Below are 24,915 nucleotides of genomic sequence, written 5' to 3'. Positions count from 1 at the left end.
ACGCTCAACCGGACATCGGAAGATGCCGGAATCGGCGACACCTCCTGTCGAGCTGCCGCCCGTCAGGCTGCGATCCGCGACTGGGCCAGGCGGGCATGCAGGGCGAGCATGTGGCGGATGCAGGTGTCCCAGTTGTAGAGCTCGGCGCGGTGGCGGGCGGCGGCTCTGCGGTTGGGGAGTTGCGCCAGGGCGAGGGTGGCGTCGGCGAGGTCGGACGGGTTGGCCGGCGCCCAGCGGCCGCAGGTTTCGTCGACCAGCTCGCGGGCGCCGCCGGTGTTGGCGGTGACTACCGGCGTACCGGCGGCGAGGGCTTCGAGGACGGCCAGGCCGAAGGTCTCGCCGGGGCAGACGGACAGTGCGACGTCGGCCTCGGCGAGATGCCTGGCCAGCGTGTGGCGGCCGTCGACGTACCCGTGGAACGTGACCGGCGCATCGCCCGCGATCTCGACCAACTCGTCGAGGTGCGGTCCGGTGCCGTACACGTCCATCCGTAGCTTGACGCCACGGCGGTGCAGCTCGGCCGCCGTGGCAACCGCAAGATGCGGGCTCTTCTCGCGCGACAGCCGCCCGGCGTGCACGAGCTTCAGTACGCCGTCGTCCACTGGCGCGCCCAGGGACGGATGGAAGGTTTCCAGGTCGACCCCCAGCGGGATCCGCACCAGCGGGGTCGTCACCTCATCGAACTCGGCCGCCGCGTAGCGGGACGTCACGACAACAGCGTCGTACGTGCGACTGAGGATCCGGTACAGCGCGGCAACCGTCGCGACCACATGGAGCTGGCTGGCCTTCACACCCTCGGCCCGGCGCTGAACGCTCTCACCGGTCCAGCGGCTGGTGCGCTGGCTGACCTCGCCGAGCATCCGCCCAGGACGCAGTACGTCGTGACCGCCGAGCTGACCCGGGCGGGCCGAGCCCAGCGCCAGCATCGCGTCCAGGCGTTCGTGACTGAACAGGACCGTGCCGATGTCGTTCCGGCGGGCCCAGCGCGCGACCGGGAGCAGCGTCGACTTGTCCGAGATCTCGACCGTGGTCGGGCCGAACTTCTTCAGTACGTCGATCACGTTCCACGGGTTGGTGATCAGCCGGTAGCCGCCGCTCACCTTCGGCGCCTTCACCCGGACCACCGTGCCGGACGCGGTCTCCTCGACGGTGTCGCGCTCACCCGGCGTGATCACGATCCGCTCGGCGCCGGCCTCGACGTACCCCTGGCCGATCTGCTCGATCGCGGTCCGCATCCCACCGGACGTCGGGCCGACGAAGTTGGCCAGCTGGGCGATCCTCAGTGCACTCACGCGACCCGCCGGACAGCCGCCGCCTCACGCAGGACCTCGGCGTAGTGCCGGTCGACCAGATCGTCGACCACCGCCGGCCAGGTCCGGGACTGCACCCGCTGCAGGCCACTCGCCGCCATCCGGCTGCGGGCGGCAGGGTGGTCGAGCATGATCTTCACCTGGTCACGCAGCGATCCGGTCTTGCCCGGCTCGAACAGCAGACCGTTCTCACCCGGCTGGATCAGGTCGAGCGGACCTCCCGCGGCCGGACCGACCGTTGCCACGCCGGAAGCCTGCGCCTCCTGGATCGTCTGGCAGAAGGTCTCGTGCTCGCCGGTGTGCACGAACACGTCGAGCCCGGCGAAGATCGACGCCAGATCGGCGCCCCGGCGCATCCCGAGGAAGGTTGCCGTCGGCAACGCGTTCTCCAGCGAGGCGCGGTCGGGGCCGTCGCCGACGATCACGATCCGGCAGTCCAGATCGGTCAGCTCGGCGAGCCGACGGACCTTCTTCTCGGCGGCCAGCCGGCCGACGTACCCGACGATCGGCTTGCCGTCCGGGGAGATCTCCCGGCGCCAGCTCTCGTCGCGGTGCTTGGGGTCGAACAGGTCCAGGTTCACGCCGCGGCCCCATCGATACACCCGAGGTACCCCGCGCTGAACCAGCGCGTCGACAGCCGAGGTCGAGGGCGCCAGGGTGCGGTCGGCGCGGGAGTGCGTGCGGCTCACCCAGCGCCAGATGCCGCGGTCGGCGGCGGCGTACCAGGGGTATTGGCGGGCGAACCCGGCGATGTCGGTCTGGAAGATCGCGACCGTAGGCACGCCGAGCTTGCGGGCCGCGCGCAGCCCGTACGCGCCGATGATGAACGGCGAGGCGAGGTGCACCAGGTCCGGCTTGAAGTCGGCCATCGCGCGCTCGATCGAGGGGTCCGGCAGCCCGACCGGGTACTCCTTGTACCCCGGCGTCCGGAAGCTGCGGGCCCGCAGTACCGGTACGTCGCCGTACGCGTCGGGGCCCGGTCCGGGCGCGACGATCAGCAGCTCGTGCCCGCGGGCACGCAGCCGGTCGGCGACGTGGCGAGCCGTGTTCGCCACGCCATTGATCTGCGGCAGGAAGGTCTCGGCAACCATCACGATTCGCACATCTCGAAGGTTCCTCACCGTGCATGAACCCTGGGCGACGCTCTCGTGACACGACGTCGATCCCCTGTCGACGGATGGGCGCAGGGCGCGGGTCAGGGGGCGATGAGCGGAACAGTTGGGAAGTAGGTGAGGTAGCGGTTGGCGTCGCGGGTGAGGAGCCGGTGGCCGGCGATCGCGGCGTGGGCTCCGATGTAGAAATCGGCGAGCGGCGAACGGCGAGGCCCTCCGCGCCGACGGTAGGTGAGGAATGCCTTCCCAGCCAGGAATCCGGCGTCGAACGGGAGCGGCTCGCGTCCCAGCTCGCCCTCGTCGAGGACTGCGTCGAGCTCCTCGACGGAATTGAAGTCGACCGACACCTCGGCGTACACGATCGGGTTGATCACCAGTGGTCCTTCGTCGGCCGCTTGCGCGAGGGCGTCCTCCGACCAGTCGGCCCATTTCGGGTCGTCGGTGGTGAGGTCGAGGATGACGCAGGCGTCGACGAGAGTTGTCGGTGGCCGGACCAGTGACAGGTCAGTCCTCGCCACGCAGCAGCTCCATGATCTCGTCGGTGCTCATGCCGCTCGTGCCACGGCCGCGCAGCCGTGCGGCAGCCCGCCGGCCGTGCGACCGGTTGGACTTCGCGCGGACAAGCTGTACGGCGTTCCCGCGGACGACGAACTCCACTTCGTCCCCGTCGTGGAGCCCCAGATGCTCGCGGATCTCCACCGGTACGGTCAGTTGACCCTTTGGCCGCAATTTCATGGACACCTCCTGGTAGGAATCCAACCAGTAGGAATCATACCCGAGGTCGCTCGAGCGCGCTGTTCACTCGGCGTGCTCGACGTCACCCACCTGGTGCATACCAGTTGGGTGGTGGTTCGGCCTACGGTGGGAGGATGAGTCATCGCAGCGAGTCTGGGTTCGAGTTCTCGCCGGTTTACGAGCCGTTGGACGGGTTCGATCCGGAGGCGAAGCTGGGTGAGCCGGGGCAGTTCCCGTATACCCGGGGCGTCTACCCGACGATGTACACGCAGCGGCCCTGGACCATGCGCCAGTACGCCGGTTTCGGGACGGCGGCCGAGTCGAACCAGCGGTACCACCACCTGATCGACGCCGGCACGATGGGCCTGTCGGTCGCGTTCGACCTGCCGACCCAGATGGGGTACGACTCCGACGCGCCGATCGCGTCCGGCGAGGTTGGCAAGGTCGGGGTGGCGATCGACTCGATCGACGACATGCGGGTGCTGTTCGACAAGATCCCGCTGGACCAGGTGTCGACCTCGATGACGATCAACGCGCCCGGTTCGGTGCTGCTTCTGCTGTACCAGTTGGTCGCCGAGGAGCAGGGCGTCTCCGCCGACAAGCTCACCGGGACGATCCAGAACGACGTACTGAAGGAGTACATCGCCCGCGGGACGTACATCTACCCGCCGAAGGAGTCGCTGCGGCTGATCAGCGACATCTTCGCGTACTGCCAGAAGGAGCTGCCGCGCTGGAACACGATCTCGATCTCCGGCTACCACATGGCCGAGGCCGGCGCGACGCCCGCGCAGGAGATCGGCTTCACGCTGGCGAACGGGATCGAGTATGTCCGCGCCGCGCTCGCCTCCGGGCTGGACGTCGACGAGTTCGCGCCGCGGTTGTCGTTCTTCTTCGTCGCCCGTACGACGTTGCTGGAAGAGGTCGCGAAGTTCCGCGCCGCGCGGCGGATCTGGGCCCGGGTGATGCGCGATTCCTTTGGCGCCAAGAACCCCAAGTCGCAGATGCTCCGCTTCCACACCCAGACCGCCGGCGTCCAGCTCACCGCGCAGCAGCCCGAGATCAACCTGGTCCGCGTCGCCGTCCAGGGCCTGGCCGCCGTACTCGGAGGCACACAGTCCCTCCACACGAACTCGTACGACGAAGCGATCGCTCTCCCCACCGAGAAGGCCGCCCGCCTCGCGCTGCGCACCCAGCAGGTCCTCGCCTACGAGACCGACATCACCGCGACCGTCGACCCCTTCGCCGGCTCGTACGTCGTCGAGTCGCTCACCGACGAGGTCGAGGCCGCCGCGGTCGAGCTGATGGACCAGGTCGAGGAGTACGGCGGTGCGGTCGCCGCGATCGAGGTCGGTTTCCAGAAGCAGGAGATCGAACGTTCGGCGTACCAGATCGCCCAGCAGATCGACTCGGCCGAACGCGTCGTCGTCGGCATGAACAAGTTCCGGGTCGCCGAGGAAGAGCCCTACGAGCCGCTCCGCGTCGACCCCACCATCGAGGCTCAGCAAACAGCCCGCCTGGCCACCCTCCGCGCCACCCGCGACCAGACCGCGGTGGACGAAGCCCTCGCCGCCCTGAAAAAAGCTGCCCAAGGCAACGACAACTGCCTCTACCCGATGAAACAGGCCCTCAAAGCCCGAGCCACCGTAGGCGAAGTCAGCAACACCCTCCGCGAAGTCTGGGGCGTCTACATCCCCGCCGACACGTTCTAGTCCAGTAGGGCGGTTGAGGTCAGGACCGTGGTGCCTAGGGTGATGGCTTCTTCGGAGGGGGTGAAGCCGGGAGTGTGGAGGTCGGCGGCGGTTTCTAGGGTGGGTGGTCGGACGCCGAGCCGGGCCATCGCGCCGGGGGTGTGTTCGAGGTACCAGGCGAAGTCTTCGCCGCCGAGGCTCTGGTCGGTGGGTGCGATCGCGCTGGAGCCGAGGGTCTGCTGTACGGCGTCGTGCAGGACGTTGATCGCGGTCGCGTCGTTCACGACGGGCGGTACGCCGTGCGTGACCTCGGTGTCGACCTCCACGCCGTACGGGCGGACGATCTGCGCGGCCAGGGTCGGAATGAGCTCCTCCGCGAGCCGCCACGCGTTCGCGTCGAGGCAACGCAAGGTCCCTTCGGCCTCACCCCGCGACGGGATCGCGTTGGCGGCCGAGCCGGACGTGATGCGGCCCCAAACAAGAGACATCCCCGCCCGCGGGTCGACCCGCCGGGAGAGCGCCGCCGGAAGCTCCGACACCAAAGTCGCGAGCGCATAAACAAGGTCGGCAGTCAGGTGTGGCCGCGACGTATGACCACCCGGCCCGGTCAGCCGAACCAGGATCCGATCCGCAGCCGCCGTCAGCGCGCCGACCCGCAACCCGACCTGTCCCACCTGCAGCCGTGGGTCGCAGTGCAGACCATAAATACGGTGTACTCCGTCGAGTCCGCCGGCCGCGATCACACCGAGCGCCCCGCCCGGCATCACCTCCTCGGCCGGCTGGAAGATCACCCGCACCCGCCGATCGAGCTGCCCGTCACGCGCCATCCCGGCCAGCACCAGCGCCGCTCCGAGCAGGGCCGACGTGTGTACGTCGTGACCGCAGGCGTGCGCCACCCCGTCGATAGTCGACCGCCACGGCGCGTCCACCCCGTCCGGCACCGGCAGCGCGTCGATGTCGGCCCGCAGCGCGACGCACGTGTCGCCCGACCCGATGTCGCAGATCAGCCCGGTCCCGGTCGGCAGCACCCGCGGCGACAGTCCGGCCGCGACCAGCCGCTTCTCGAGCAGTTCGGTCGTGCGGACCTCGTGCCACCCGAGCTCCGGGTGCGCGTGCAGATCACGCCGTACGTCGACCATCTCCTCGCGCACCGCCTCGACGCGCGCCAGGACGTCCGCGGCCAGCAACTGATGACTCATCCGGAGATTGTGACACCCCGAGGCACGCCGTACAGCCCAGGTGACGGGTGGTGACGAACACAGACGGTGAACGCAACCACGGAGCGTGCACACCGTGACGCCGGCACCGCAGCCGGTGACCGGGCCGGAGATGTTGTCGAAATGTGACGGACATGCCGGTCACTTTCCGGTATCGAGGCCTGCGCGACGTTCAAAGAATGACGGGCCGAGCCCTATAGTCTGCGGATGCGGCACGTGGGGGAAGGCGTGCCCGGCAAAGATTTGTCTGGTTGACGAAGGAGACCATCCGGTGAAGAAGTACGTGCGGGGAACGGCGATCGTGGGCGTGCTGACGCTCGCCGTCGCCGCGTGTGGCAGCAAGCCGACCGACAGCAGCTCAGGCGGCAGCAGCGCCAACAAGGACTTCAAGGCCTGCATGGTCTCCGACTCGGGGGGTTTTGACGACAAGTCGTTCAACCAGACCTCGTACAAGGGCCTGCAGGACGCCGTGAAGGAGCGGGGCCTGACCGAGGTCAAGGCCGAGTCGAAGTCGGACAACGACTACACGACGAACATGACCGCGATGGTCAGCGCCAAGTGCAACGTCATCGTCGCCGTCGGCTTCAAGCTCGAGGACGCCACCGAGAAGGCGGCCAGGGCCAACCCGAGCATCAAGTTCGCCATCGTCGACTCGGCGCCGGACCCGACCAAGGGCGGCCCGATCGCGAACCTGAAGCCGCTGCTGTTCAACACCGCTCAGTCCAGCTTCCAGGCCGGCTACCTGGCCGCCGCGATGACCAAGTCCGGCAAGGTGGGCACGTTCGGCGGTCTGCAGATCCCGACCGTGACGATCTTCATGGACGGCTTCGCCCAGGGCGTGCGCTACTACAACACGCAGAAGAGCAAGAACGTCCAGGTGCTCGGCTGGGACGACCAGAAGCAGAAGGGCCTGTTCACGGGCGACTTCGAGGACAAGGCCAAGGGCCAGAACAACGCGCAGAACCTGATCACCCAGGGCGCTGACATCGTGTTCCCGGTGGCCGGTCCGTCCGGTCTGGGCGCCCTGCAGGCGGCGAAGGCCAGCAACGGCAAGGTCAACGCGATCTGGGTCGACACCGACGGCTGCATCAGCGCCGAGGAGTACTGCTCCGTGCTGATGAGCAGCGTCGAGAAGGGCATGGACGTCGCGGTCAAGGACGCGGTGATCTCGGTCGTCGACAACAAGTTCGACAACACCCAGTTCACCGGCACCCTGCAGAACGGCGGTACGGCGATCGCGCCGTTCCACGACTTCGACAGCAAGATCCCGGCGGACGTGAAGTCCGAGCTGGACACGATCAAGGCCGACATCATCAGCGGCAAGATCACCATCGAGTCGAAGGTTCAGCCGAAGGCATCCTGAACCGCCGCACGATTGCGTAGTACGGTGCGAGCCAGGAAGGCAGTCGACCTACAGGTCGTGCCTTCCTGGCTCTCCGTCTGAGAGGGAAGGCTGCCATGCACCTCGAGCTGTCCGGCCTGACCAAGAGCTTCGGCTCGCTGGTCGCCAACGACCACATCGACCTGGTGATCGAGCCGGGCGAGATCCACTGCCTGCTCGGCGAGAACGGGGCCGGTAAGAGCACGCTGATGAACATGCTCTACGGGCTGCTGCAGCCCGACGAGGGCGAGATCCTGATCGACGGCGAGAAGGTGAAGATCACCTCGCCGAGCGACGCGATCCACCACGGCATCGGGATGGTGCACCAGCACTTCATGCTCGTCCCGGTCTTCACCGTTGCCGAGAACATCATGTTGGGCCGGGAGAACACCCGGGCCGGCGGTGTGCTGGACCGGAAGAAGGCCCACAAACTCGTCACCGAGCTGTCCGACCGGTACGGCTTCGAGGTCGACCCGGAGGCGCTGGTCGAGGATCTTCCGGTCGGCGTCCAGCAGCGGGTGGAGATCATCAAGGCGCTCACCAACGACGCCAGCGTGCTGATCCTGGACGAGCCGACCGCGGTGCTCACCCCGGCCGAGATCGAGGAGCTGATCGGCGTGATGCGTCAGCTCAAGGAGAACGGCACCTCGATCGTCTTCATCACCCACAAGCTCAAAGAGGTCAAGGCGATCGCGGACAAGATCACCGTGATCCGCCGCGGCAAGGTGGTCGGCCAGGCCGAGCCGTCGGAGACCGAGGAACAGCTCGCCGAGCTGATGGTCGGCCGCGCCGTCGACCTCGTGGTGGACAAGGCGCCGGCCCAGCCGAAGGACGTCGTACTGCGGGTTGAAGGCCTGACCGTGATCGACGAGCGCGGGTTCACCGCCGTCGACGACGTGGACCTCGAGGTCCGGGCCGGCGAGATCGTCGCGGTGGCCGGTGTCCAGGGCAACGGTCAGACGGAGCTCGCAGAGGCGCTGCTTGGGCTGATCCAGATCGCGGCCGGCACGATCTCGCTGGACGGCGAGGATCTGACCGGCCGGACGACCAGACAGCGGCTCGACGCCGGGATCGGCTACGTTCCCGAGGACCGGGCGCACGACGGGTTCGTCGGCTCGTTCACAGTGGCCGAGAACCTCGTCCTGGACCTGTTCCGCAAGGCGCCGTTCGGCAACGGACTGTCGCTGCGGACCGAGGAGATCGACAAGAACGCGCAGGCCCGGGTGGACGAGTTCGACATCCGCACGCAGGGCATCGACCTGCCGGTGTCGTCGCTGTCCGGCGGCAACCAGCAGAAGGTGGTGCTGGCCCGCGAGCTGTCCCGGCCGCTGAAGCTCCTGGTCGCGTCGCAGCCGACCCGCGGTGTGGACGTCGGATCGATCGAGTTCCTGCACAGCCGGATCGTCGAGGAACGCGACAACGGCACCGCGGTGCTGATCGTGTCCACCGAACTCGACGAGATCGCTGCCCTGACCGACCGGGTCGCGGTGATGTACCGCGGCAAGGTGGTCGGCGTCGTACCGTCCGACACCCCGCGCGACGAGCTCGGCCTGATGATGGCCGGCGCCTCCAAGTCCGAGGCGCACGATGTCGCGATCGAGAACCCGACCACGTTGGGAACCATCTAGATGAGCCCCGAAGAAGACACAGACACCACGGTCGAGCCGGCCCCGGCCGCGCCGGCACCGGCGCAGGAACCAGAGCGCTCCGGCCTGCCGTCGTGGGCGATCCAGGGCCTGGTCTCGCTGAGCGCGATCGTGCTGGCCCTGGTGGTCGGCGCGATCCTGATCATCGTCACCGACGATCAGGTCAAGGCAGCGGCCGGGTACTTCGGTGCCGCGCCGATGGACACCTTCTCCGCGGCCGCGAGCGCGGTCGGCGACGCCTACAAGGCACTCGCCGTCGGCGCGCTCGGCGGGATCACCCCGATCAGCGAATCGTTGACCCAGGCAACGCCGCTGATCTGCGGTGGCCTCGCGGTCTCACTGGCCTTCCGGACCGGACTGTTCAACATCGGCGCCCAGGGCCAGCTGATCGCCGGCGCGATCCTGGCCTCGTACGTCGGTTTCGCCTGGCACCTGCCGGCCGGGCTGCACCTGATCGTGGCGATCCTCGCCGGTCTGCTCGGTGGAGCGCTGTGGGGCGGCGTCGTCGGCCTGCTGAAGGCCCGCACCGGCGCGCACGAGGTGATCGTGACGATCATGCTCAACTACGTCGCGATCTACCTGCTCGCCTGGCTGCTGACCACGTCGACGTTCCGGCGGCCCGGGCGGACCGACCCGATCTCGCCGATCGTCGACGGCAACGCGCAGTACCCGCAGTTCGGCGGCACCCGGCTGCACGCCGGCTTCATCCTCGCGTTGCTCGCCGCGGTCTTCGTCTGGTGGTTGCTGAACCGGTCGACCGTCGGGTTCGAGCTGCGCGCCGTCGGAGCGAACGCCGACGCCTCCCGGACCGCGGGCATGTCGGTCGGCCGCGCGTACATCATCGCGATGGTCGTGGCCGGTGCTCTCGCCGGTCTGGCCGGCACCCAGCAGGTGCTCGGGACGGACCTCCCGCTGACCGACGGCGTCGCGGCGTCGGTAGGGTTCGACGCGATCACGGTTGCGCTGCTCGGCCGCGGTACGCCGCTCGGCACCGTCCTGGCCGGCCTGTTGTTCGGCGCGCTGAACGCGGGCGGTCTGCAGATGCAGCTGATCACCCAGACGCCGCTGACCCTGACCACCGTCCTGCAGGCCGTGATCGTGCTGTTCGTCGCGGCTCCGGCGCTGGTGCGTTCGATCTTCCGGTTCCTGCCGAAGGAACGCGGTATCGGAGCTGTCCTCGCGAAAGGCTGGAACGGATGACCGAGACAACTCCGGACGCCGTACCCGCGGCCCCGGCCAAGCCGCAGGTCATCGAGGGTCCGGCCGAGCGGACCCGGCGGCTGCGGGTCGGCACCCTGATGCTGGTGTTCGCGCTGATCGGCCTCTTCCTGGCGATCTTCACCAAGAGCGGCAAGGCGACGTTCCAGCTGGTCTCCGGCGATCTGCAGAACAACCTGCTCCATCTGCCCGCGCAGGCGGTCGGTCTGCTGCTCGGCATCATCGGCGTCGGCGCCGCGGCCGCCTACATCGTGCGCCGGGTGCCGCAGCGGTACGCCGGCTGGCTGGCCGCCGTACTCGGTATCTGCTTCATCGGCGCGTTCCTGTGCTGGGCGTCCGCGGGCAAGGTCTTCCCGCTGGCGAACCAGTTCCAGGGCACGCTGAACTTCGCCACCCCGCTGATCCTCGGCGCGCTCGCGGGTGTGCTGTCCGAGCGGGCCGGCGTCATCAACATCGCGATCGAGGGCCAGTTCCTGGTCGGCGCGTTCACCGCGGCCGTCGTCTCCAGTACGACGGGAAGCGCAGCGGCCGCCCTGATCGCCGCAGCCGCGACCGGTGTCCTGATGGCCGCGCTGCTGGCGGTCTTCTCGATCAAGTACCTGGTCAACCAGGTCGTCCTCGGTGTCGTCCTGGTGGTCTTCGCGACCGGCATCACCGGCTTCCTGTTCGACGAGTTCCTGCAGCCGAATGCGGACAAGCTGAACACGCCGGACGTGCTGTCGGCGGTGAAGATCCCCGGCCTGGCCAGCATCCCGTTCTTCGGGCCGATCCTGTTCAACCAGACGATCCTGGTCTACCTGACCTACCTCGCGGTCGCCGTGGTCACGTTCGTGCTGTTCCAGACCCGGTGGGGCCTGCGGATCCGCGCGGTCGGCGAGCACCCGAAGGCGGCCGACACGGTCGGCATCAAGGTCAAGCGGATCCGGTACTCCGCGGTTCTCGCGGCCGGCATCCTGGCCGGTCTCGGCGGCGCGTTCTTCACGGTCGGGTACGCCGGTTCGTTCAGCAAGGAGATGACCGCCGGCAACGGGTTCATCGCGCTGGCAGCGTTGATCATGGGGCGCTGGCATCCGATCGGCGCGACCGTGGCCGCACTGTTCTTCGGGTTCGCGACCCAGTTGCAGTCCCAGCTCCAGATCATCCAGACGCCGATCCCCGGCGAACTGTTGCTGATGGCTCCCTACCTGGCCACCATCATCGCGGTAGCCGGTCTGGTCGGACGAGTCAGAGCACCAAAGGCCGATGGTGAGCCCTACGTCACCGAGTGAGATCGACTGGGCCGCGTTGCGTGCGGTGGCCGTCGAGGTGATGGGGCGGGCGTACGCGCCGTACTCCGGGTTCGCCGTGGGTGCGGCGGCACTGGTGGACGACGGGCGGGTGGTTGCCGGGTGCAACGTCGAGAACGCGTCGTACGGCCTGACGTTGTGTGCGGAGTGTGGACTGGTGTCGGAGCTGCACCGGACCGGGGGAGGGCGGCTGGTGGCGTTCACCTGTGTGGACCACCACGGCGACCTCCTGACGCCGTGCGGGCGGTGCCGGCAGCTACTGCACGAGAACGGCGGGCCTGGCCTGCTGCTGGAGACACCGACCGGACCGCGGCCGTTGCGTGAGTTGTTGCCCGACGCGTTCGGGCCGGAGGACTTGGAGAACTGATGAGTTTCGACGCGGTGGATGTCATCCGGGCCAAGCGGGACAAGGGTGAACTGAGCGACGGGCAGATCGACTGGGTGATCGACGCCTACACCAAGGGCGACGTCGCCGACGAGCAGATGTCCGCGCTCGCGATGGCGATCCTGCTGAACGGAATGAACCGGCGCGAGATCGCCCGCTGGACCGCCGCGATGATCGCGTCCGGCGAGCGGATGGACTTCGGCAAGCTGTCCCGGCCCACCGCGGACAAGCACTCGACGGGTGGCGTCGGCGACAAGATCACGTTGCCGTTGGCACCTTTGGTCGCGGCCTGCGGAGTCGCCGTACCACAGCTGTCCGGGCGCGGTCTCGGGCACACCGGCGGGACGCTGGACAAGCTGGAGTCGATCCCGGGCTGGCGGGCGGCGCTGTCGAACGACGAGATGATGCAGCAGTTGGAGGACGTCGGCGCGGTGATCTGCGCTGCCGGTGACGGTCTGGCGCCGGCCGACAAGAAGCTGTACGCGCTACGTGACGTGACCGGTACGGTCGAGGCGATCCCGTTGATCGCCAGCTCGATCATGAGCAAGAAGATTGCCGAGGGCACCGGTGCCCTGGTGCTGGACGTGAAGGTCGGCTCCGGCGCGTTCATGAAGGATCTGACCGACGCCCGCGAGCTCGCCGAGACCATGGTTGCTTTGGGCACCGACGCTGGCGTGAAGACCGTTGCCCTGCTCACCGACATGTCCGTTCCACTCGGCCTGACCGCGGGTAATGCACTCGAGGTCCGCGAGTCGGTCGAGGTGCTGGCCGGCGGCGGACCCGCCGACGTGATCGAGCTGACCGTTGCCCTGGCCACCGAAATGCTTGCCGCGGCCGGCGTGACCGGCGTCGATCCAGCCGAGAAACTCCGCGACGGTACGGCGATGGACGCTTGGCGGAGCATGATCTCGGCCCAGGGCGGCGACCCATCCGCCGAACTCCCGGTCGCCCCGGAGCAACACGCCGTACCAGCTCCTGCGTCTGGAACCCTGTCGAAGCTCGACGCTCTTGCCGTCGGTGTGGCTGCCTGGCGCCTCGGTGCTGGTCGCGCTCGCAAGGAAGACCCAGTGTCGGCGGTGGCCGGCGTGGAAATGCACGCAAAGCCTGGCGACCAGATCCAGGAAGGCCAGCCCCTTCTGACCCTCCACACCGACGACCCAACTCGCATCGAGCGTGCGCTGGAGGCCCTGACCGATGCTGTAGCGGTGTCGTACTCCTACCAGCCGGGTCCTTTGGTGATCGACCGCATCGGCTGAAAGCCGCTAGCTGTTGGTGGCCGTGAGGCGGGTGCGCTGTTCCTTGGCGAGGGAGGTGACCAGAGCGGTGTCCGGGGTGAGATTGCTGCCCACGGCACCTACTTCGCGGACACTGATCTCGACGACGATCGGGCCGACCGCGAGGCTGACCTCGGCGACGGCCGCGGACTGGGCTGCGCCACCGTCGTACTCGACCCGGGCGTCGGCCAGGGCGCCGGCGAGCTTGAACGGGTGGTCGTGGGTGTCCTGGCCCCAGAGCCCGTTTTGGAGAACTGTCGCCTTGGCTGCCGAGCCGGTCTTGAACAGTTGCAGGGTGTAGCGCTTCTTCTTGTCCGGACTGAGCCGGGTCGCGCGGTACCCCTCGACGAAGCTCGCGTTCAGCAGCAGGGCGCGGTCCAGCGCCGGGTCAGCGGACCACGTGTTCAGGAAGGCGGTCGCGGTGAACGGGCCGGTGGTGTTGCGCGGGTCGGCTACATAACCGCGGGGCAGCACCGCGAGGCCCGCGAGAGTGCCCTTCGCCGCTTTCGGGCCGGTCAGCGCCGAATGCTTGGCGGCCGGGGTCTCTCCGGCGGCCGACGTACCGTCCTCGTTCCCGCAGGCAGTCATACCCAGCAGCAGTGCTGTCACGCCAATGGCAACGCCTGGTGCTGTCCGCTTCACGATCCCTCTCCATCCGATATTCCGGCCTTGATGCCATCAGATGTTGGTGAACTTCAGGCTAACAACCTTGTATTACTGGGACGTCGCCTGCGTGAGAAGTGTCTCGATGCGGGCCCGGGCGGCCTTCGGGTGCAGCGGTTCGCAGCCGGCTTCGACACAGCGGCGTACCACTTGCGGATCGTCACGGAGTAACAGCAGACCGCGACGAAGCAGCGTCAGCGGGGGTTTGCGGTGCTCGCGCAGGTCGCGCTGGAACCGCCGTACGAACGTGACGATCCGATGGTGCCGGACACAGATCGCGGCGGCGAGCAGACCGCGATCACGGAGCGCGCCGGTGATCTGGTCGGCGAAGATGCCCTCGGCAACGATGAGCGGGGAACCGCCGGTAGTGACCGGCCGGTGACCGACAGTGCCGTCGGCAGCGATGTCGTAGATCGGGAGCTCCGCGGCTCCCGTCGTACACAACTGCTCGAGCGCCGCGACCGCGCGATCCCCGTCCCAGGATCGCGGATCGTCCCAGTCCACGATGCCGAGCGGCGACCGCGGCATCGCCTCGTCGTCGCCGTCCCGGTAGAAGTCGTCCAGCCGAACCACAGGCAGCCCAACCTGCTCCGCCAGCCGCGACTTCCCCGCCCCCGACGGCCCAGCCAACAACACCACCCGTGAACGCACAGGCCACATTCTCCGCCATGAGCGCGAGTGGTTAGAGCAGGGCCTCGCGGAGGGCCTGGGCCTGGTGGGTGAACCAGGTGTTGGTTCGGTTGGTCAGGTCGGCTTCGCCGGTGGTCCAGCGTTGGTGGAACCACGGGTGTCCGGTCTCGGCGCCACGGCGTACGTAGTCCATGCACCAGACGTGGTTGTCCGCGGCCGCGTCCACCAGCCGGAGCCGATCCTCGTCCGTCAGCCCGTACGCGTCCGCGAAACGACGGAGCCGAGTCAACGACCGCCCACGCCGTACGTCGTGAATGTCTGCCTCGGGACGCAGCGGCGCCCACAGTCGCACCGCGGTCGCGATATCCCACAGCGCCGACCCCGGGCCGGCCAGATCGAAGTCGATCAACGCGACAGCGACGCCGTCCCGGAACACCACGTTGTCGAGGTTCGGATCGTTGTGGCTGATCAACCCCGTGACATAAGCGGGCGGCACCGGCTCGGCCCACTCGTACCCGACGGGCCGGAAGTCCGCCACCGCGTCGTGATACGCCCGCAGCAGGTGAGCGACGCTGTCGAGCGCCTCATCCGTCATCGACCAGTCCGGGTACGGCGTCGTGACCGTCTCACCGGTCAGGTAGGACAGCACCTCTCGCCCCTGCGAATCGACCCCGAGAAACGTCGGCGCTCCCTTGAACCCAACGCTCTCCAGATGCTGCAGCAGCGCGTGCGTCGCCGTACTGCTGGCGCGCAACGGCCTCCGGACGGTGTCCCCGACCCGCACAACCAGCCCACGGTTCGCAGTACCGCCGAGCAACTCGGTCTCAACCTCAGCAGGCATCGCGGGTCAGTGTGTCTCGTTCAGCAGGGCCTTCGCCAGGGGTGCGTGGGTAACGATCCCGTTGACCAGCCCGCCGCGTACGGCGGCGCGCACCGCCGCGACCTTGGCCAGGCCGTACGGGATCGCGATCACCTCGTCGATCTTGTCCATCTGCTCGGCGTTGATCGCGATCACACGATCGGTGACCCGGCTCTGCACCGCCGCACCGTCCGCGTCCACGAACACCCCGGAAATGTCCGCGACGACACCCCGTTTCCGCAGCTGATCACAGGCCTTCTCGTCCATCGCGTCGTACAACGTCGACTGCCCCGCGGCCCAAGAACCGAGCCCGACCACGGCCTTGGTGACCGACTCGAAGTGACCGATCGCCTCCGCCACCTCCGGCTGCTGCCGCAACGCCCGCGCCGTCGCCGCATCCGGTACGACGAGAGGTGCGTAGAACAGGTACGCCGGGCCGCCCGACAATCGGGCCGTGTGGCGGACCAGCTCCACCGAGTTCGCCTCGACGTCCGGCCGGGTGAGCGCACCTGTGAGCTGGACGACCGGCACCGGTGCGAGGGAGGTCAGCTGCTCGGTCATCGCGGTCACCGCGCGAGCCCAGGCCAACCCGAGCACGTCCTCCGGCGTGACGATCTCCGACAGCAGATCCGCTGCGGCCTTCCCGAGCTGCGTCCGCAAAGCGGGCTCGTCGACCTCCGGAGTGTCTACGACGATCGCGCGCCGCAGGCCGAGCGACTCCTGCAGACGGGAGGACAGGTCGAGATCGATGGCTCCCGGGTGGCTGATCTCGATCCGAACCAGCCCACTACTGCGCGCCTGGTCGAGCAATCGCGCGACTTTGAACCGGCTCAGCCGGAACTCGTCCGCGATCTCCACCTTCGACCGCCCGTCGACGTAGTACCGCCGCGCGATCGACGCGGTAAGCACCAGGTGTGCCGGCCCGAAGGACTCCATCAAAGCCTCCCCGCTCATATGAGCACCATCGGACCCAAGTGTTGCACAGACCCTTGACAGGTCAAGGGGCTTCCCGGTTCACTCATGCTGTGAGCAGAGGCATGCTCAAATGAGCAGACCACCAGCAAGGGAGTGTGGCTCGTGCTGAGTAGGCGTAAACGGATCGGAGCGGTCGGGGTCGCGTTCCTGGTGAGTGCGGTCAGCGGCTGTGCGGGCTGGGGCGGCGGGGCCGGCGGCGGTGGCGCCGACAGCATCAACGTGCTGATGGTGAACAACCCGCAGATGGTCGACCTGCAGAAACTGACCGCCGACAACTTCACCAAAGAGACCGGCATCCACGTGAACTTCACCGTGCTGCCGGAGAACGACGTCCGGGACAAGATCAGCCAGGAGTTCTCCAGCCAGGCCGGTCAGTACGACGTGGCGTCGGTGAGCAACTTCGAGATCCCGATCTACGCCCGGAGCAAGTGGATCGCGCCGCTGTCGGACTACATCGCCAAGGACTCGTCGTTCGACCAGGACGACATCCTCAAGCCGATGACCCAGTCGATGACCGCGGACGACGGCAAGATCTACGGTGAGCCGTTCTACGGCGAGTCGTCGTTCCTGATGTACCGCAAGGACATCCTGGCGTCCAAGGGCGTGACGATGCCGGACAAGCCGACCTGGCAGCAGGTCGCGGACATCGCCGCCAAGGTCGACAACGCCCAGCCTGGGATGCGCGGCATCTGCCTGCGCGGCCAGCCCGGCTGGGGTCAGCTGTTCGCCCCGCTCACCACGGTCGTGAACACCTTCGGCGGCACCTGGTTCACCCAGGACTGGCAGGCCCAGGTGGACTCGCCGGCGTTCACCGAGGCGACCAAGTTCTACGTCGACCTGGTCCGCGAGCACGGTGAGGCGGGCGCACCGCAGGCCGGCTTCACCGAGTGCCTGAACAACACCATCCAGAGCAACGTCGCGATGTGGTACGACGCGACGTCGGCGGCCGGATCGCTCGAGGCGCCGAACTCGCCGGTCAAGGGCAAGATGGGCTACGCACCGGCTCCGGTCGTCAAGACCGACAGCTCCGGCTGGCTGTACGCGTGGGCCTGGGGGATCCAGGAAGCCTCGAAGAAGAAGGACGCCGCCTGGAAGTTCATCTCCTGGGCCTCCGGCAAGGACTACGAGAAGCTGGTCGGCGAGAAGGTTGGCTGGTCCAACGTTCCGGCCGGCAAGCGCGCCTCGACGTACGAGATCCCGGAGTACGTGAAGCAGGCCGCGGCCTTCGCCGAGCCGACCAAGTCGGCGATCGAGAACGCCGACCCGAAGAACCCGGGTACCCAGCCGCGGCCGGCGCCGGGGATCCAGTTCATCGACATCCCGGAGTTCCCGGACCTCGGGACCCAGGTCAGTCAGGACGTGAGTTCGGCGATCGCGGGGCGGATGAGCGTCGACAAGGCGCTGAAACGCGGGCAGGTGCTCGCCGACGACGTCGCCGAGCGCTACCGCTCGCGACAGGCGAAGTGAGAGGGGAGAGGCCATGACTGTAACTACCGAGACGCCGAAGAGCCGGCACTCTGCTCCGCCGCCTGGTTCGGAGGGTTCGCTGATGCGCAGGACCGGCGACTGGGCCCGGCGCGCTCCGTTGCTGCCCGCGCTGGTGTTCATGATCATCGTGACCCAGCTGCCGTTCGTGGTCACGATCATCGTGTCCTTCATGAACTGGAACGCCTACTACCCCGACGAGCGCGGGTTCGCCGGCTTCTCCAACTTCCGCCGGGTACTGACCGACGCGAACACCCGGCACGCGATCTGGATCACGATCCTGCTGACCGCCGGCGTCGTACTGATCAGCCTGGTATTCGGGCTGCTGATCGCGCTGCTGCTCGACCGCAAGTTCCGCGGACGCGGAGCGGTCCGGACGATGATGATCACGCCGTTCCTCGTCGTACCGGTCGCGGCGGCCCTGCTCTGGAAGCACGCGCTCTACAACCCGACGTACGGCCTCTTCAACGGCGTACTGAAGTGGATCTTCGGCGACAACGCGCCGCAACCGGACTGGATCAGCAACCAGCCACTGTGGTCGATCATCTTCGCGCTGGTCTGGCAGTGGACGCCGTTCATGATGCTGATCCTGCTGGCCGGCCTGCAGAGCCGTCCGCTGGACGTGATCGAGGCGGCCGGGATCGACGGCGCGAACCAGTGGGAGATCTTCCGCTACATGACGCTCCCGCACCTGCGCCAGTACCTCGAACTGTCTGCGCTGCTCGGCTCGATCTACGTCGTACAGAACTTCGACGCGGTCTTCACGATCACCTCCGGCGGCCTGGGTACGGCGAACCTGCCGTACACGATCTACCAGACCTTCTACACCGCCCACGACTACGGCCGTGCGTCGGCGGCGGGCGTGATCGTCGTGATCGGCACGATCCTGATCGCGACCTTCGCACTGCGGTCGGTGTCGACGCTGTTCCGAGAGGAGACCAGCAAATGAGCGGCCAAGTCACCATCGTGACCGGACGGAAGAACCGGGGCGGCTCGGTGCTGAGTGTCGTCGCGTGGGTCGTCGGCGTCCTGTTCGTGCTGCCGGTGCTGTGGATGCTGCTGACGTCGTTCCACTCCGAGGAGAACGCGGCCAAGAACCCGCCGGACATCGCGGCGCCGCTGACCCTCGACGGCTACCGGGCGTTCTTCGACACCGGACCCTGGCCGTCGATCGCGAACTCGCTGACGGCGAGCATCCTGTCCACCGCGCTGGTCATCCTGCTCGCCTTCCCAGCGGCGTACGCGCTGTCGATCCGGCCGGTGAAGAAGTGGACGGACGTACTGTTCTTCTTCCTGTCCACGAAGATGCTGCCGGTGGTGGCCGGCCTGCTGCCGATCTACCTGTTCGCGCAGTCGGTCGGGTTCCTGGACAACATCTGGCTGCTGATCATCCTGTACACCTCGATGAACCTGCCGATCGCGGTCTGGATGCTGCGTAGCTTCCTGTCCGAAGTACCGGTCGAGATCCTCGAAGCGGCCTCGGTCGACGGGGCGAACCTGCCGCGCACACTACGGTCGGTGGTGGCACCCATCGTCACACCCGGTATCGCCTCGGCCGCGCTGATCTGCTTCATCTTCAGCTGGAACGAGCTGCTGTTCGCCCGAGTGCTGACCGGCACAGTGGCGGAGACGGCTCCGGTGTTCTTGACTGGTTTCGTGACCAGTCAAGGTTTGTTCCTCGCCAAGGTCTGTGCCGCGTCGCTCGTGGTGTCGCTGCCGGTGCTGATCGCCGGGTTCGCCGCACAGGACAAGCTCGTCCAGGGTCTGTCGCTGGGGGCGGTTAAGTGAAACTGGGTACTGCTGCTCTGGATGCTTTAGGCAACGAGGTCGGGGTGCCGTCGTACGACCGTACGGCGGTACGCCCCGGCATCGTGCACTTCGGCGTCGGCGGCTTCCACCGCGCACACCAGGCGATGTACCTGGACCGGCTGATGAACGAGGGAAAGGCGCTCGACTGGGGGATCGTCGGCATCGGCGTCCTCCCGCAGGACAAGCGGATGTACGACGTCCTGTCCGCGCAGGATCACCTGTACACACTGGTGATCAAGCACCCGGACGGGACCCTCGAGCCTCGAGTGATCGGGTCGATGGTGGACTATCTGTTCGCCCCGGACGACCCGTCCGCCGTCCTTGACCGTCTCGTCGATCCGGCCACCCGGATCGTGTCGCTGACGATCACCGAGGGCGGCTACCACGTCAACCAGGTGACCGGCGAGCTGGACGCGTCCGATCCCTCGTTGGCCGCTGATCTGGAGCCGGGCGCGACACCGGGGAGCGCGTTCGGCTTCATCATCGAGGCGCTCGCCCGGCGGCGGGCGGCCGGCGTACCGCCGTTCACGGTGATGTCGTGCGACAACATCCCGGGCAACGGACACGTGGCGCGCAAAATGCTGGTCGCGTTTGCCCGGTTGAAGGATCCGGCGCTCGCCGACTGGATCTCCGAAGCGGTCCGGTTTCCGAACTGCATGGTCGACCGGATCACGCCGGTCACCACGGATGCGGACCGGGAGGCGCTGGCTTCACGTTTCGGCGTGGAGGACGGCTGGCCGGTGGTGTGCGAGCCGTTCACCCAGTGGGTGCTCGAGGACGACTTCGGTGACGACAGGCCGCCGTACCAGGATGTCGGCGTACAGATCGTCGAGGACGTCGAGCCGTATGAGCTGATGAAGCTGCGATTGCTGAACGCGTCGCACCAGGCGTTGTGTTATCTCGGGTATCTGGCCGGCTACCGGTATGCGCACGAGGTGTGCCAGGACAAGCTGTTCATCGACTTCCTGCTCGGCTACATGGACAACGAAGGTACGCCGACGTTGCCGCCGGTGCCTGGGGTCGATCTGGACCGCTACAAGCACCAGCTGATCGAACGGTTCGCAAACCCGGAGGTCCGCGACACGCTCGCCCGACTGTGCGCGGAGAGCTCGGACCGGATCCCGAAGTGGCTGCTGCCGGTGGTCCGCGAGCAGCTCGCGGCCTCGCGCGAGATCAAGCGCTCGGTCCTGGTCGTGGCGTCCTGGGCCCGGTACGCCGAGGGTGTCGACGAACAGGGTGAGCCGATCGAGGTCGTGGATCGACTGCGCGACAAACTGGTCGAACGGGCCCAGCACAACCGGGACGATCCGTTGGTCTTCATCTCGGACCCGGATCTGTTCGGCGATCTCGCGTCCGACGACCGCTTCGTCACGCAGTACAAGGCCGCCCTCGAGTCGCTGCACGAGATCGGCGCCCGCGCCACTCTCGAAGCCCTCTAGTCTGGGTTGTATGACTGAGCTGAGGTTGGTCGCCGGGGTGGACTGCTCCACCCAGGCGACCAAGGTCCTTGTATGCGATGCCGAAACCGGAGCCGTGGTCCGCGAGGGCCGCGCACCGCATCCAGACGCCACCCAGGTGGACCCGGCCGAATGGTGGAAGGCGTGGGAACACGCCTCCGACGGCCTACTCGACGGGGTCGAGGCGATCGCCGTCGGTGGTCAGCAGCACGGCATGGTGCTCCTGGACGACTCCGGTGAGGTCGTCCACCCCGCCGTCCTGTGGAACGACACCAGCTCGGCCGACGCAACCGTTGAGCTGATCGCAGAACTGGGCGGCGCCGAGGCCTGGGCAGAAGCAATCGGCTCGGTCCCCGTCCCATCCTTCACAGTCACCAAACTCCGCTGGCTCCGAGATGAGGCTGCGCGGGGCGAAAGCAAACCGGCGGGCGGGGCTGCCCACGGTGCGGCGGACACAGACGCGGTGCGGCGGGAGGCTGCGATGCGGCGCGAGGCTGCACTGCGGGCTGCCGCGGTCGTGTTGCCGCACGACTGGATGACCCAGAAGCTGGCGGCGGACCGGCGCGGCATCGACGGGATCACCACCGACCGCGGCGATGCGTCCGGCACCGGTTGGTGGTCGCCTGCGACGAACAGCTACCGCCCCGACCTCGTCGAACTCGCTTTCGGCCGCTCGCTCAAGCTCCCCCGAGTCGCCGCCCCAGCCGAGATCGTCGGCCAAACAGCCTTCGGCGCGGCCCTAGCAGCCGGCACCGGGGACAACGCCGCCGCCGCACTCGGCCTCGACCTCCAGCCCGGCGACGTCGCAGTCTCCCTCGGAACCAGCGGAACCGCGTTCGCCCGCTCAACCCACCCAACCGCCGACCCCACCGGCCTCGTCGCCGGCTTCGCCGACGCCACCGGCGAGTACCTCCCGCTCGTCTGCACCCTCAACGCAGCCCGAGTCATGTCCGCAACAGCCCAAATGCTCGGCCTAGACCTAGCCGCCTTCGACGAAGCCGCAATCACCTCACCCGGCAGCGACGGCCTGGTCCTGCTCCCGTTCCTCGACGGCGAACGTACCCCAGACCTCCCCCACTCCACCGGCCTCATCTACGGCCTCACCCGCGCAACCATGCAGCCCGCGACAATGGCCCGCGCCGCCGTCGAAGGCCTCCTCTGCGGCCTCGCCGACGCCGTAGACGCCCTCCGCGCCCAGGGTCTACCCGTCCACCGAGTCCTCCTCCTAGGCGGCGGCGCCCGCTCCCGCGCCGTACAAGCCCTGGCCCCCGCCCTCCTCGGCGCCGAGGTCGTCCTCCCCGAACCAGCCGAGTACGTCGCCCTAGGAGCCGCCCATCAAGCCGCCTGGGCCCTCTCCGGCGCCAACACCCCACCAACCTGGCAAGTCCCCCTCGGCAAACCCGAACCCCCCATCACCCTCAACCCCGAAAAGATCCGCGCAAACTACGAACAAATCCTCACCAACACCCGCCCCCTCCTATCCCACCCCTACAACCGCTAGCCCCAACGACGTCCGACCCTCCACCGCCGTAGCTTCTGTGCGGTTGGGCTCGACCCACCGCGCGGTACTTCAGAACGGTGGTGGGTCGTGAGCTGTCTGCTTGGGGTCGGCAGTGGGATCAGTGGTGGGTTGCTGGGTGGTGGGGCTTTGCTGGGTCGGGGGACTTGTGTTGGTTTGTTGGGTGATTGGGCCGCGGGCGGGTGGGACGGTCGTGTGGCGGTGGCCCGTTGGCGTGACGAGTGTGATGGAGCCATCCGGGTGGCTGGTGGTGGTCCAGCCCCAGGCAGGGGTGTCTTTGATGACGTGGTGGTACTCGCAGTACGGCGCCATGCCGGACAGACTCGTACGTCCGGACTGAGCGAACGGCGTGAGGTGGTCGCGGTCGCAGTCGCGGGACGTGCGGTTGCAGCCGGGCCACGCGCAGACGGGGTGGCGGGCGAGCAGGGTTTCGGTGACGAGTGATCCGGGGTCGTGGCGGGTGGTGGAGGCCTCGAGTACGGCACCGTTGATGGGGTCCGTGAGGAGTCGTCGCCAGGTACCGTCAGCGGCGATTCGGCGGGCCATCTCGGCAGGGATGGGGCCGTAGCCGGTGAGTTCGGCGGGGTCGTCGTCGAGGCCGAGCAAGGTCGACGCGGGTACGACGACCTCGATGTGCGGACGGCGTCGATGCTGATCGGGGAGCCGACGACCGAGCCAGTCCACGCCGTTGTGCAGGATGTGTTCGAACAGGTCAGCGGCCACGTCTGCGCGGCGCTGCTCGGCGGTCCGGGTGTCCTTCTCGGCACCACGGTCCACAGCACCAGCGTCCGACGTGTCAGTGTCCAGGTCGCCAACGTCCGCTGCTCCACGGTCCGCCGCGCCAGGACCAGCGCTCGCAGGGTTGGCATCCAGGGCGCGGGCGTCCGGAACATCGCAGTTCGCAGCACTAGCAGTAGCAGCGGCGGCAGCGTCTGCGGTGGCGGGTGCCGCGGTGCTTTCGTCTTGGTGTGTGGGGTCGCGGTGGAGGGTGGCGTCGGTGCGGTGTGGTCGGCTTGGGGCGCGCGGAGGATCGGCTGCGGGTGGAGGGGTTCCCGGGCGCGAGGGGTTGTCATCGCGTGACGGGTTGTTCTGGGGTGGCGGGTTGTGGTGGTGGAGTGTGGTTTCTGGGGTGGGGGAGTTGGTGGGCTCGGGGGTTTGGGGTGTGGTTTCTGGGATGGGGGAGTTAGTGGGCTCGGGGGTTTGGGGTGCGGTGGGGGTGGCTCGTTTGGCGAGGGTGGTCATGGCTTGGATGGCTATCCAGATTTGCTGGATCTTGTCGGCGGTGTGGACGATCCATAGGCCGGCCATGCCGTCCGACAGGGGGACGATCTTGCAGGTGCGGTCGGCTGCGGCGGCGCGGTGATCTTCGGCTGCTTGTGGGGCGGTGTGTTTCGCGACTTGGCGGCGCAGGGATTCGCGGAGGTTTCGATGGGTTTGGGAGGCGGCGCGTTTCAGGACGTGGGCTTCTACTGCTTGGGCGGCGTCGTCGGGGAGGGTTCTGGTGGCTTCGGAGATGGCCAGGGCTTTGCCCCAGGTCAGGGCTCCGCACCTCAGCGCAGAGTGGGTGGCTGACAGGGTTGAGGTGAGGCGGAGGGCTGTTTCGGCTCGGCGGCCCACGGTGTCTGGGGACAGGCCGAGTGCTAGGGCGATCTCGGAGTACCAGGAGCGTTCGGGGTCGATTGGGCGGCCTTTGGCGTCCAGTTGGGTTGGGCGGGGTGAGTCTTGGTGTTCGGCGCGGCGTTGCCGGATGAAGGATGCGATCGCGGTCGCCTTGATCGATTCGGACCAGCCGGTCAGGCGATCCGCGGCCTTCATCAGCTCTATTAGCGCTGTCGGGGACATTGCTTGTGGCCTGGTGTCTTCCAATGCGGTCGCGAGATCGCCGCCGGGCTTGAGGAATACCCATCTCGGTGCTTCGCGGCGGAGCATTGCTCGCTCGGCCTCGTCTTGTTCGACGCCGTCCCAGAGCTCCCACTCGAGGGCGTCTACTCGTGAGAAGCGGTGACCGCCGAGGAGTTCGTCGAGTTCGGCGTCCAGCATGTCCTGTTCGCTGAAGAATCTGGGGCCTAGGGGATCGTCGGGATCCTCTGGGATGTCTAGATCGGCCGGAATTTCTCGATCCAGCGAGGACGTGGCGGCTTCTCTCCAGTCGGCGCCGACTGACGATGAGCACGAGCATGAGCATCGACACGGTGTCGTAGGCGGCCGGTCGCCGGCTGGGGAAGGACCATCGTGCCGACCAGGTCGAGCGCCGGTCGCGCCGGCC

General features: G+C 67.7%; 22 protein-coding genes. 12 read left to right on the top strand and 10 right to left on the bottom strand.

The window, feature by feature from the left end:
• Positions 1 to 62 precede the first annotated feature (62 nt).
• The 4 genes from EV650_RS33655 to EV650_RS33640 all read right to left on the bottom strand — a co-directional run bounded on the left by EV650_RS33655 (position 63) and on the right by EV650_RS33640 (position 3,157).
• Positions 63 to 1,292 (bottom strand): glycosyltransferase, encoded by a 1,230-nt coding sequence (locus EV650_RS33655; protein WP_439648823.1) that lies wholly within the window; start codon positions 1,290 to 1,292, stop codon positions 63 to 65.
• Positions 1,289 to 2,431 (bottom strand): glycosyltransferase family 4 protein, encoded by a 1,143-nt coding sequence (locus EV650_RS33650; protein WP_238174646.1) that lies wholly within the window; start codon positions 2,429 to 2,431, stop codon positions 1,289 to 1,291. Before EV650_RS33650 ends, EV650_RS33655 begins: the two co-directional genes overlap by 4 nt.
• Before the next feature lie 74 nt (positions 2,432 to 2,505).
• Positions 2,506 to 2,940, bottom strand: coding sequence for a type II toxin-antitoxin system VapC family toxin (locus EV650_RS33645; RefSeq protein WP_134123194.1), 435 nt, complete (start codon positions 2,938 to 2,940; stop codon positions 2,506 to 2,508).
• Positions 2,927 to 3,157: an AbrB/MazE/SpoVT family DNA-binding domain-containing protein gene (locus EV650_RS33640; RefSeq protein WP_134123193.1), complete on the bottom strand. Its 231-nt coding sequence runs from the start codon at positions 3,155 to 3,157 to the stop codon at positions 2,927 to 2,929. Before EV650_RS33640 ends, EV650_RS33645 begins: the two co-directional genes overlap by 14 nt.
• 134 nt (positions 3,158 to 3,291) lie before the next feature.
• Here EV650_RS33640 and EV650_RS33635 point away from each other — a divergent pair, with 134 nt between their 5' ends.
• Positions 3,292 to 4,866 (top strand): acyl-CoA mutase large subunit family protein, encoded by a 1,575-nt coding sequence (locus EV650_RS33635; protein WP_134123192.1) that lies wholly within the window; start codon positions 3,292 to 3,294, stop codon positions 4,864 to 4,866.
• Here the strand turns inward: EV650_RS33635 and EV650_RS33630 are convergent.
• On the bottom strand, positions 4,863 to 6,044 hold the full coding sequence (locus EV650_RS33630; RefSeq protein WP_134123191.1) for an amidohydrolase: 1,182 nt from the start codon (positions 6,042 to 6,044) through the stop codon (positions 4,863 to 4,865). The two genes, EV650_RS33635 and EV650_RS33630, sit on opposite strands and share 4 nt — an antisense overlap.
• 289 nt (positions 6,045 to 6,333) lie before the next feature.
• On the opposite strand from EV650_RS33630, the gene EV650_RS33625 reads away from it, so the two are divergent.
• From EV650_RS33625 to EV650_RS33600, 6 genes are all read left to right on the top strand, one after another.
• A complete protein-coding gene (locus EV650_RS33625; protein ID WP_134123190.1) occupies positions 6,334 to 7,425 on the top strand; it encodes a BMP family lipoprotein in 1,092 nt (363 codons plus the stop codon).
• A 95-nt stretch (positions 7,426 to 7,520) separates the two neighbouring features.
• The gene (locus EV650_RS33620) at positions 7,521 to 9,071 is read left to right on the top strand and encodes an ABC transporter ATP-binding protein (protein WP_134123189.1); all 1,551 of its coding nucleotides are present in this window, start codon (positions 7,521 to 7,523) and stop codon (positions 9,069 to 9,071) included.
• Positions 9,072 to 10,289, top strand: a complete 1,218-nt coding sequence (locus EV650_RS33615) for an ABC transporter permease (RefSeq protein ID WP_134123188.1) — start codon at positions 9,072 to 9,074, stop codon at positions 10,287 to 10,289. It abuts the gene before it with no gap.
• Positions 10,286 to 11,575 carry an ABC transporter permease gene (locus EV650_RS33610; RefSeq protein WP_134123187.1) on the top strand — a complete coding sequence of 430 codons (1,290 nt, stop codon included), beginning with the start codon at positions 10,286 to 10,288 and terminating at the stop codon, positions 11,573 to 11,575. The genes EV650_RS33615 and EV650_RS33610 overlap by 4 nt, the downstream gene beginning before the upstream one ends.
• On the top strand, positions 11,550 to 11,960 hold the full coding sequence (locus tag EV650_RS33605) for a cytidine deaminase (RefSeq protein WP_134123186.1): 411 nt from the start codon (positions 11,550 to 11,552) through the stop codon (positions 11,958 to 11,960). The genes EV650_RS33610 and EV650_RS33605 overlap by 26 nt, the downstream gene beginning before the upstream one ends.
• Positions 11,960 to 13,234, top strand: coding sequence for a thymidine phosphorylase (locus EV650_RS33600; RefSeq protein WP_134123185.1), 1,275 nt, complete (start codon positions 11,960 to 11,962; stop codon positions 13,232 to 13,234). Before EV650_RS33605 ends, EV650_RS33600 begins: the two co-directional genes overlap by 1 nt.
• A gap of 6 nt (positions 13,235 to 13,240) precedes the next feature.
• Here EV650_RS33600 and EV650_RS33595 read toward each other — a convergent pair whose 3' ends face one another.
• The 4 genes from EV650_RS33595 to EV650_RS33580 all read right to left on the bottom strand — a co-directional run bounded on the left by EV650_RS33595 (position 13,241) and on the right by EV650_RS33580 (position 16,358).
• Positions 13,241 to 13,894, bottom strand: a complete 654-nt coding sequence (locus EV650_RS33595) for a hypothetical protein (RefSeq protein WP_134123184.1) — start codon at positions 13,892 to 13,894, stop codon at positions 13,241 to 13,243.
• A 72-nt stretch (positions 13,895 to 13,966) separates the two neighbouring features.
• Positions 13,967 to 14,575, bottom strand: a complete 609-nt coding sequence (locus tag EV650_RS33590; protein ID WP_134123183.1) for a uridine kinase family protein — start codon at positions 14,573 to 14,575, stop codon at positions 13,967 to 13,969.
• Between the two features lie 22 nt (positions 14,576 to 14,597).
• Complete coding sequence (locus EV650_RS33585; RefSeq protein WP_134123182.1) at positions 14,598 to 15,386, bottom strand: phosphotransferase; 789 nt, start codon at positions 15,384 to 15,386, stop codon at positions 14,598 to 14,600.
• A gap of 6 nt (positions 15,387 to 15,392) precedes the next feature.
• On the bottom strand, positions 15,393 to 16,358 hold the full coding sequence (locus EV650_RS33580) for a sugar-binding transcriptional regulator (RefSeq protein WP_202875158.1): 966 nt from the start codon (positions 16,356 to 16,358) through the stop codon (positions 15,393 to 15,395).
• Between the two features lie 123 nt (positions 16,359 to 16,481).
• Between EV650_RS33580 and EV650_RS33575 the strand changes: the two genes are divergently transcribed.
• From EV650_RS33575 to EV650_RS33555, 5 genes are read left to right on the top strand one after another with little or no spacing between them, the layout of a single operon-like run.
• Entirely contained in the window at positions 16,482 to 17,846 is a 1,365-nt protein-coding gene (locus EV650_RS33575; RefSeq protein ID WP_134123181.1) for an ABC transporter substrate-binding protein, read from the top strand.
• A 13-nt stretch (positions 17,847 to 17,859) separates the two neighbouring features.
• Positions 17,860 to 18,813 (top strand): carbohydrate ABC transporter permease, encoded by a 954-nt coding sequence (locus EV650_RS33570; protein WP_134123180.1) that lies wholly within the window; start codon positions 17,860 to 17,862, stop codon positions 18,811 to 18,813.
• Positions 18,810 to 19,652, top strand: coding sequence for a carbohydrate ABC transporter permease (locus tag EV650_RS33565; RefSeq protein ID WP_134123179.1), 843 nt, complete (start codon positions 18,810 to 18,812; stop codon positions 19,650 to 19,652). The genes EV650_RS33570 and EV650_RS33565 overlap by 4 nt, the downstream gene beginning before the upstream one ends.
• Positions 19,649 to 21,112, top strand: a complete 1,464-nt coding sequence (locus EV650_RS33560; RefSeq protein WP_134123178.1) for a mannitol dehydrogenase family protein — start codon at positions 19,649 to 19,651, stop codon at positions 21,110 to 21,112. The genes EV650_RS33565 and EV650_RS33560 overlap by 4 nt, the downstream gene beginning before the upstream one ends.
• A gap of 10 nt (positions 21,113 to 21,122) precedes the next feature.
• Positions 21,123 to 22,631 carry an FGGY family carbohydrate kinase gene (locus tag EV650_RS33555; RefSeq protein ID WP_134123177.1) on the top strand — a complete coding sequence of 503 codons (1,509 nt, stop codon included), beginning with the start codon at positions 21,123 to 21,125 and terminating at the stop codon, positions 22,629 to 22,631.
• 69 nt (positions 22,632 to 22,700) lie between these two features.
• On the opposite strand, the gene EV650_RS33550 is transcribed toward EV650_RS33555, so the two are convergent.
• Entirely contained in the window at positions 22,701 to 24,689 is a 1,989-nt protein-coding gene (locus EV650_RS33550; RefSeq protein WP_166678371.1) for an HNH endonuclease signature motif containing protein, read from the bottom strand.
• Positions 24,690 to 24,915 lie beyond the last annotated feature (226 nt).

The sequence above is a fragment of the Kribbella kalugense genome, assembly GCF_004365875.1.
Taxonomy (GTDB): Bacteria; Actinomycetota; Actinomycetes; order Propionibacteriales; family Kribbellaceae; genus Kribbella; species Kribbella kalugense.
Note: the sequence above shows the minus strand (reverse complement) of the source record. Positions and strands in the feature narration are given on the sequence as shown.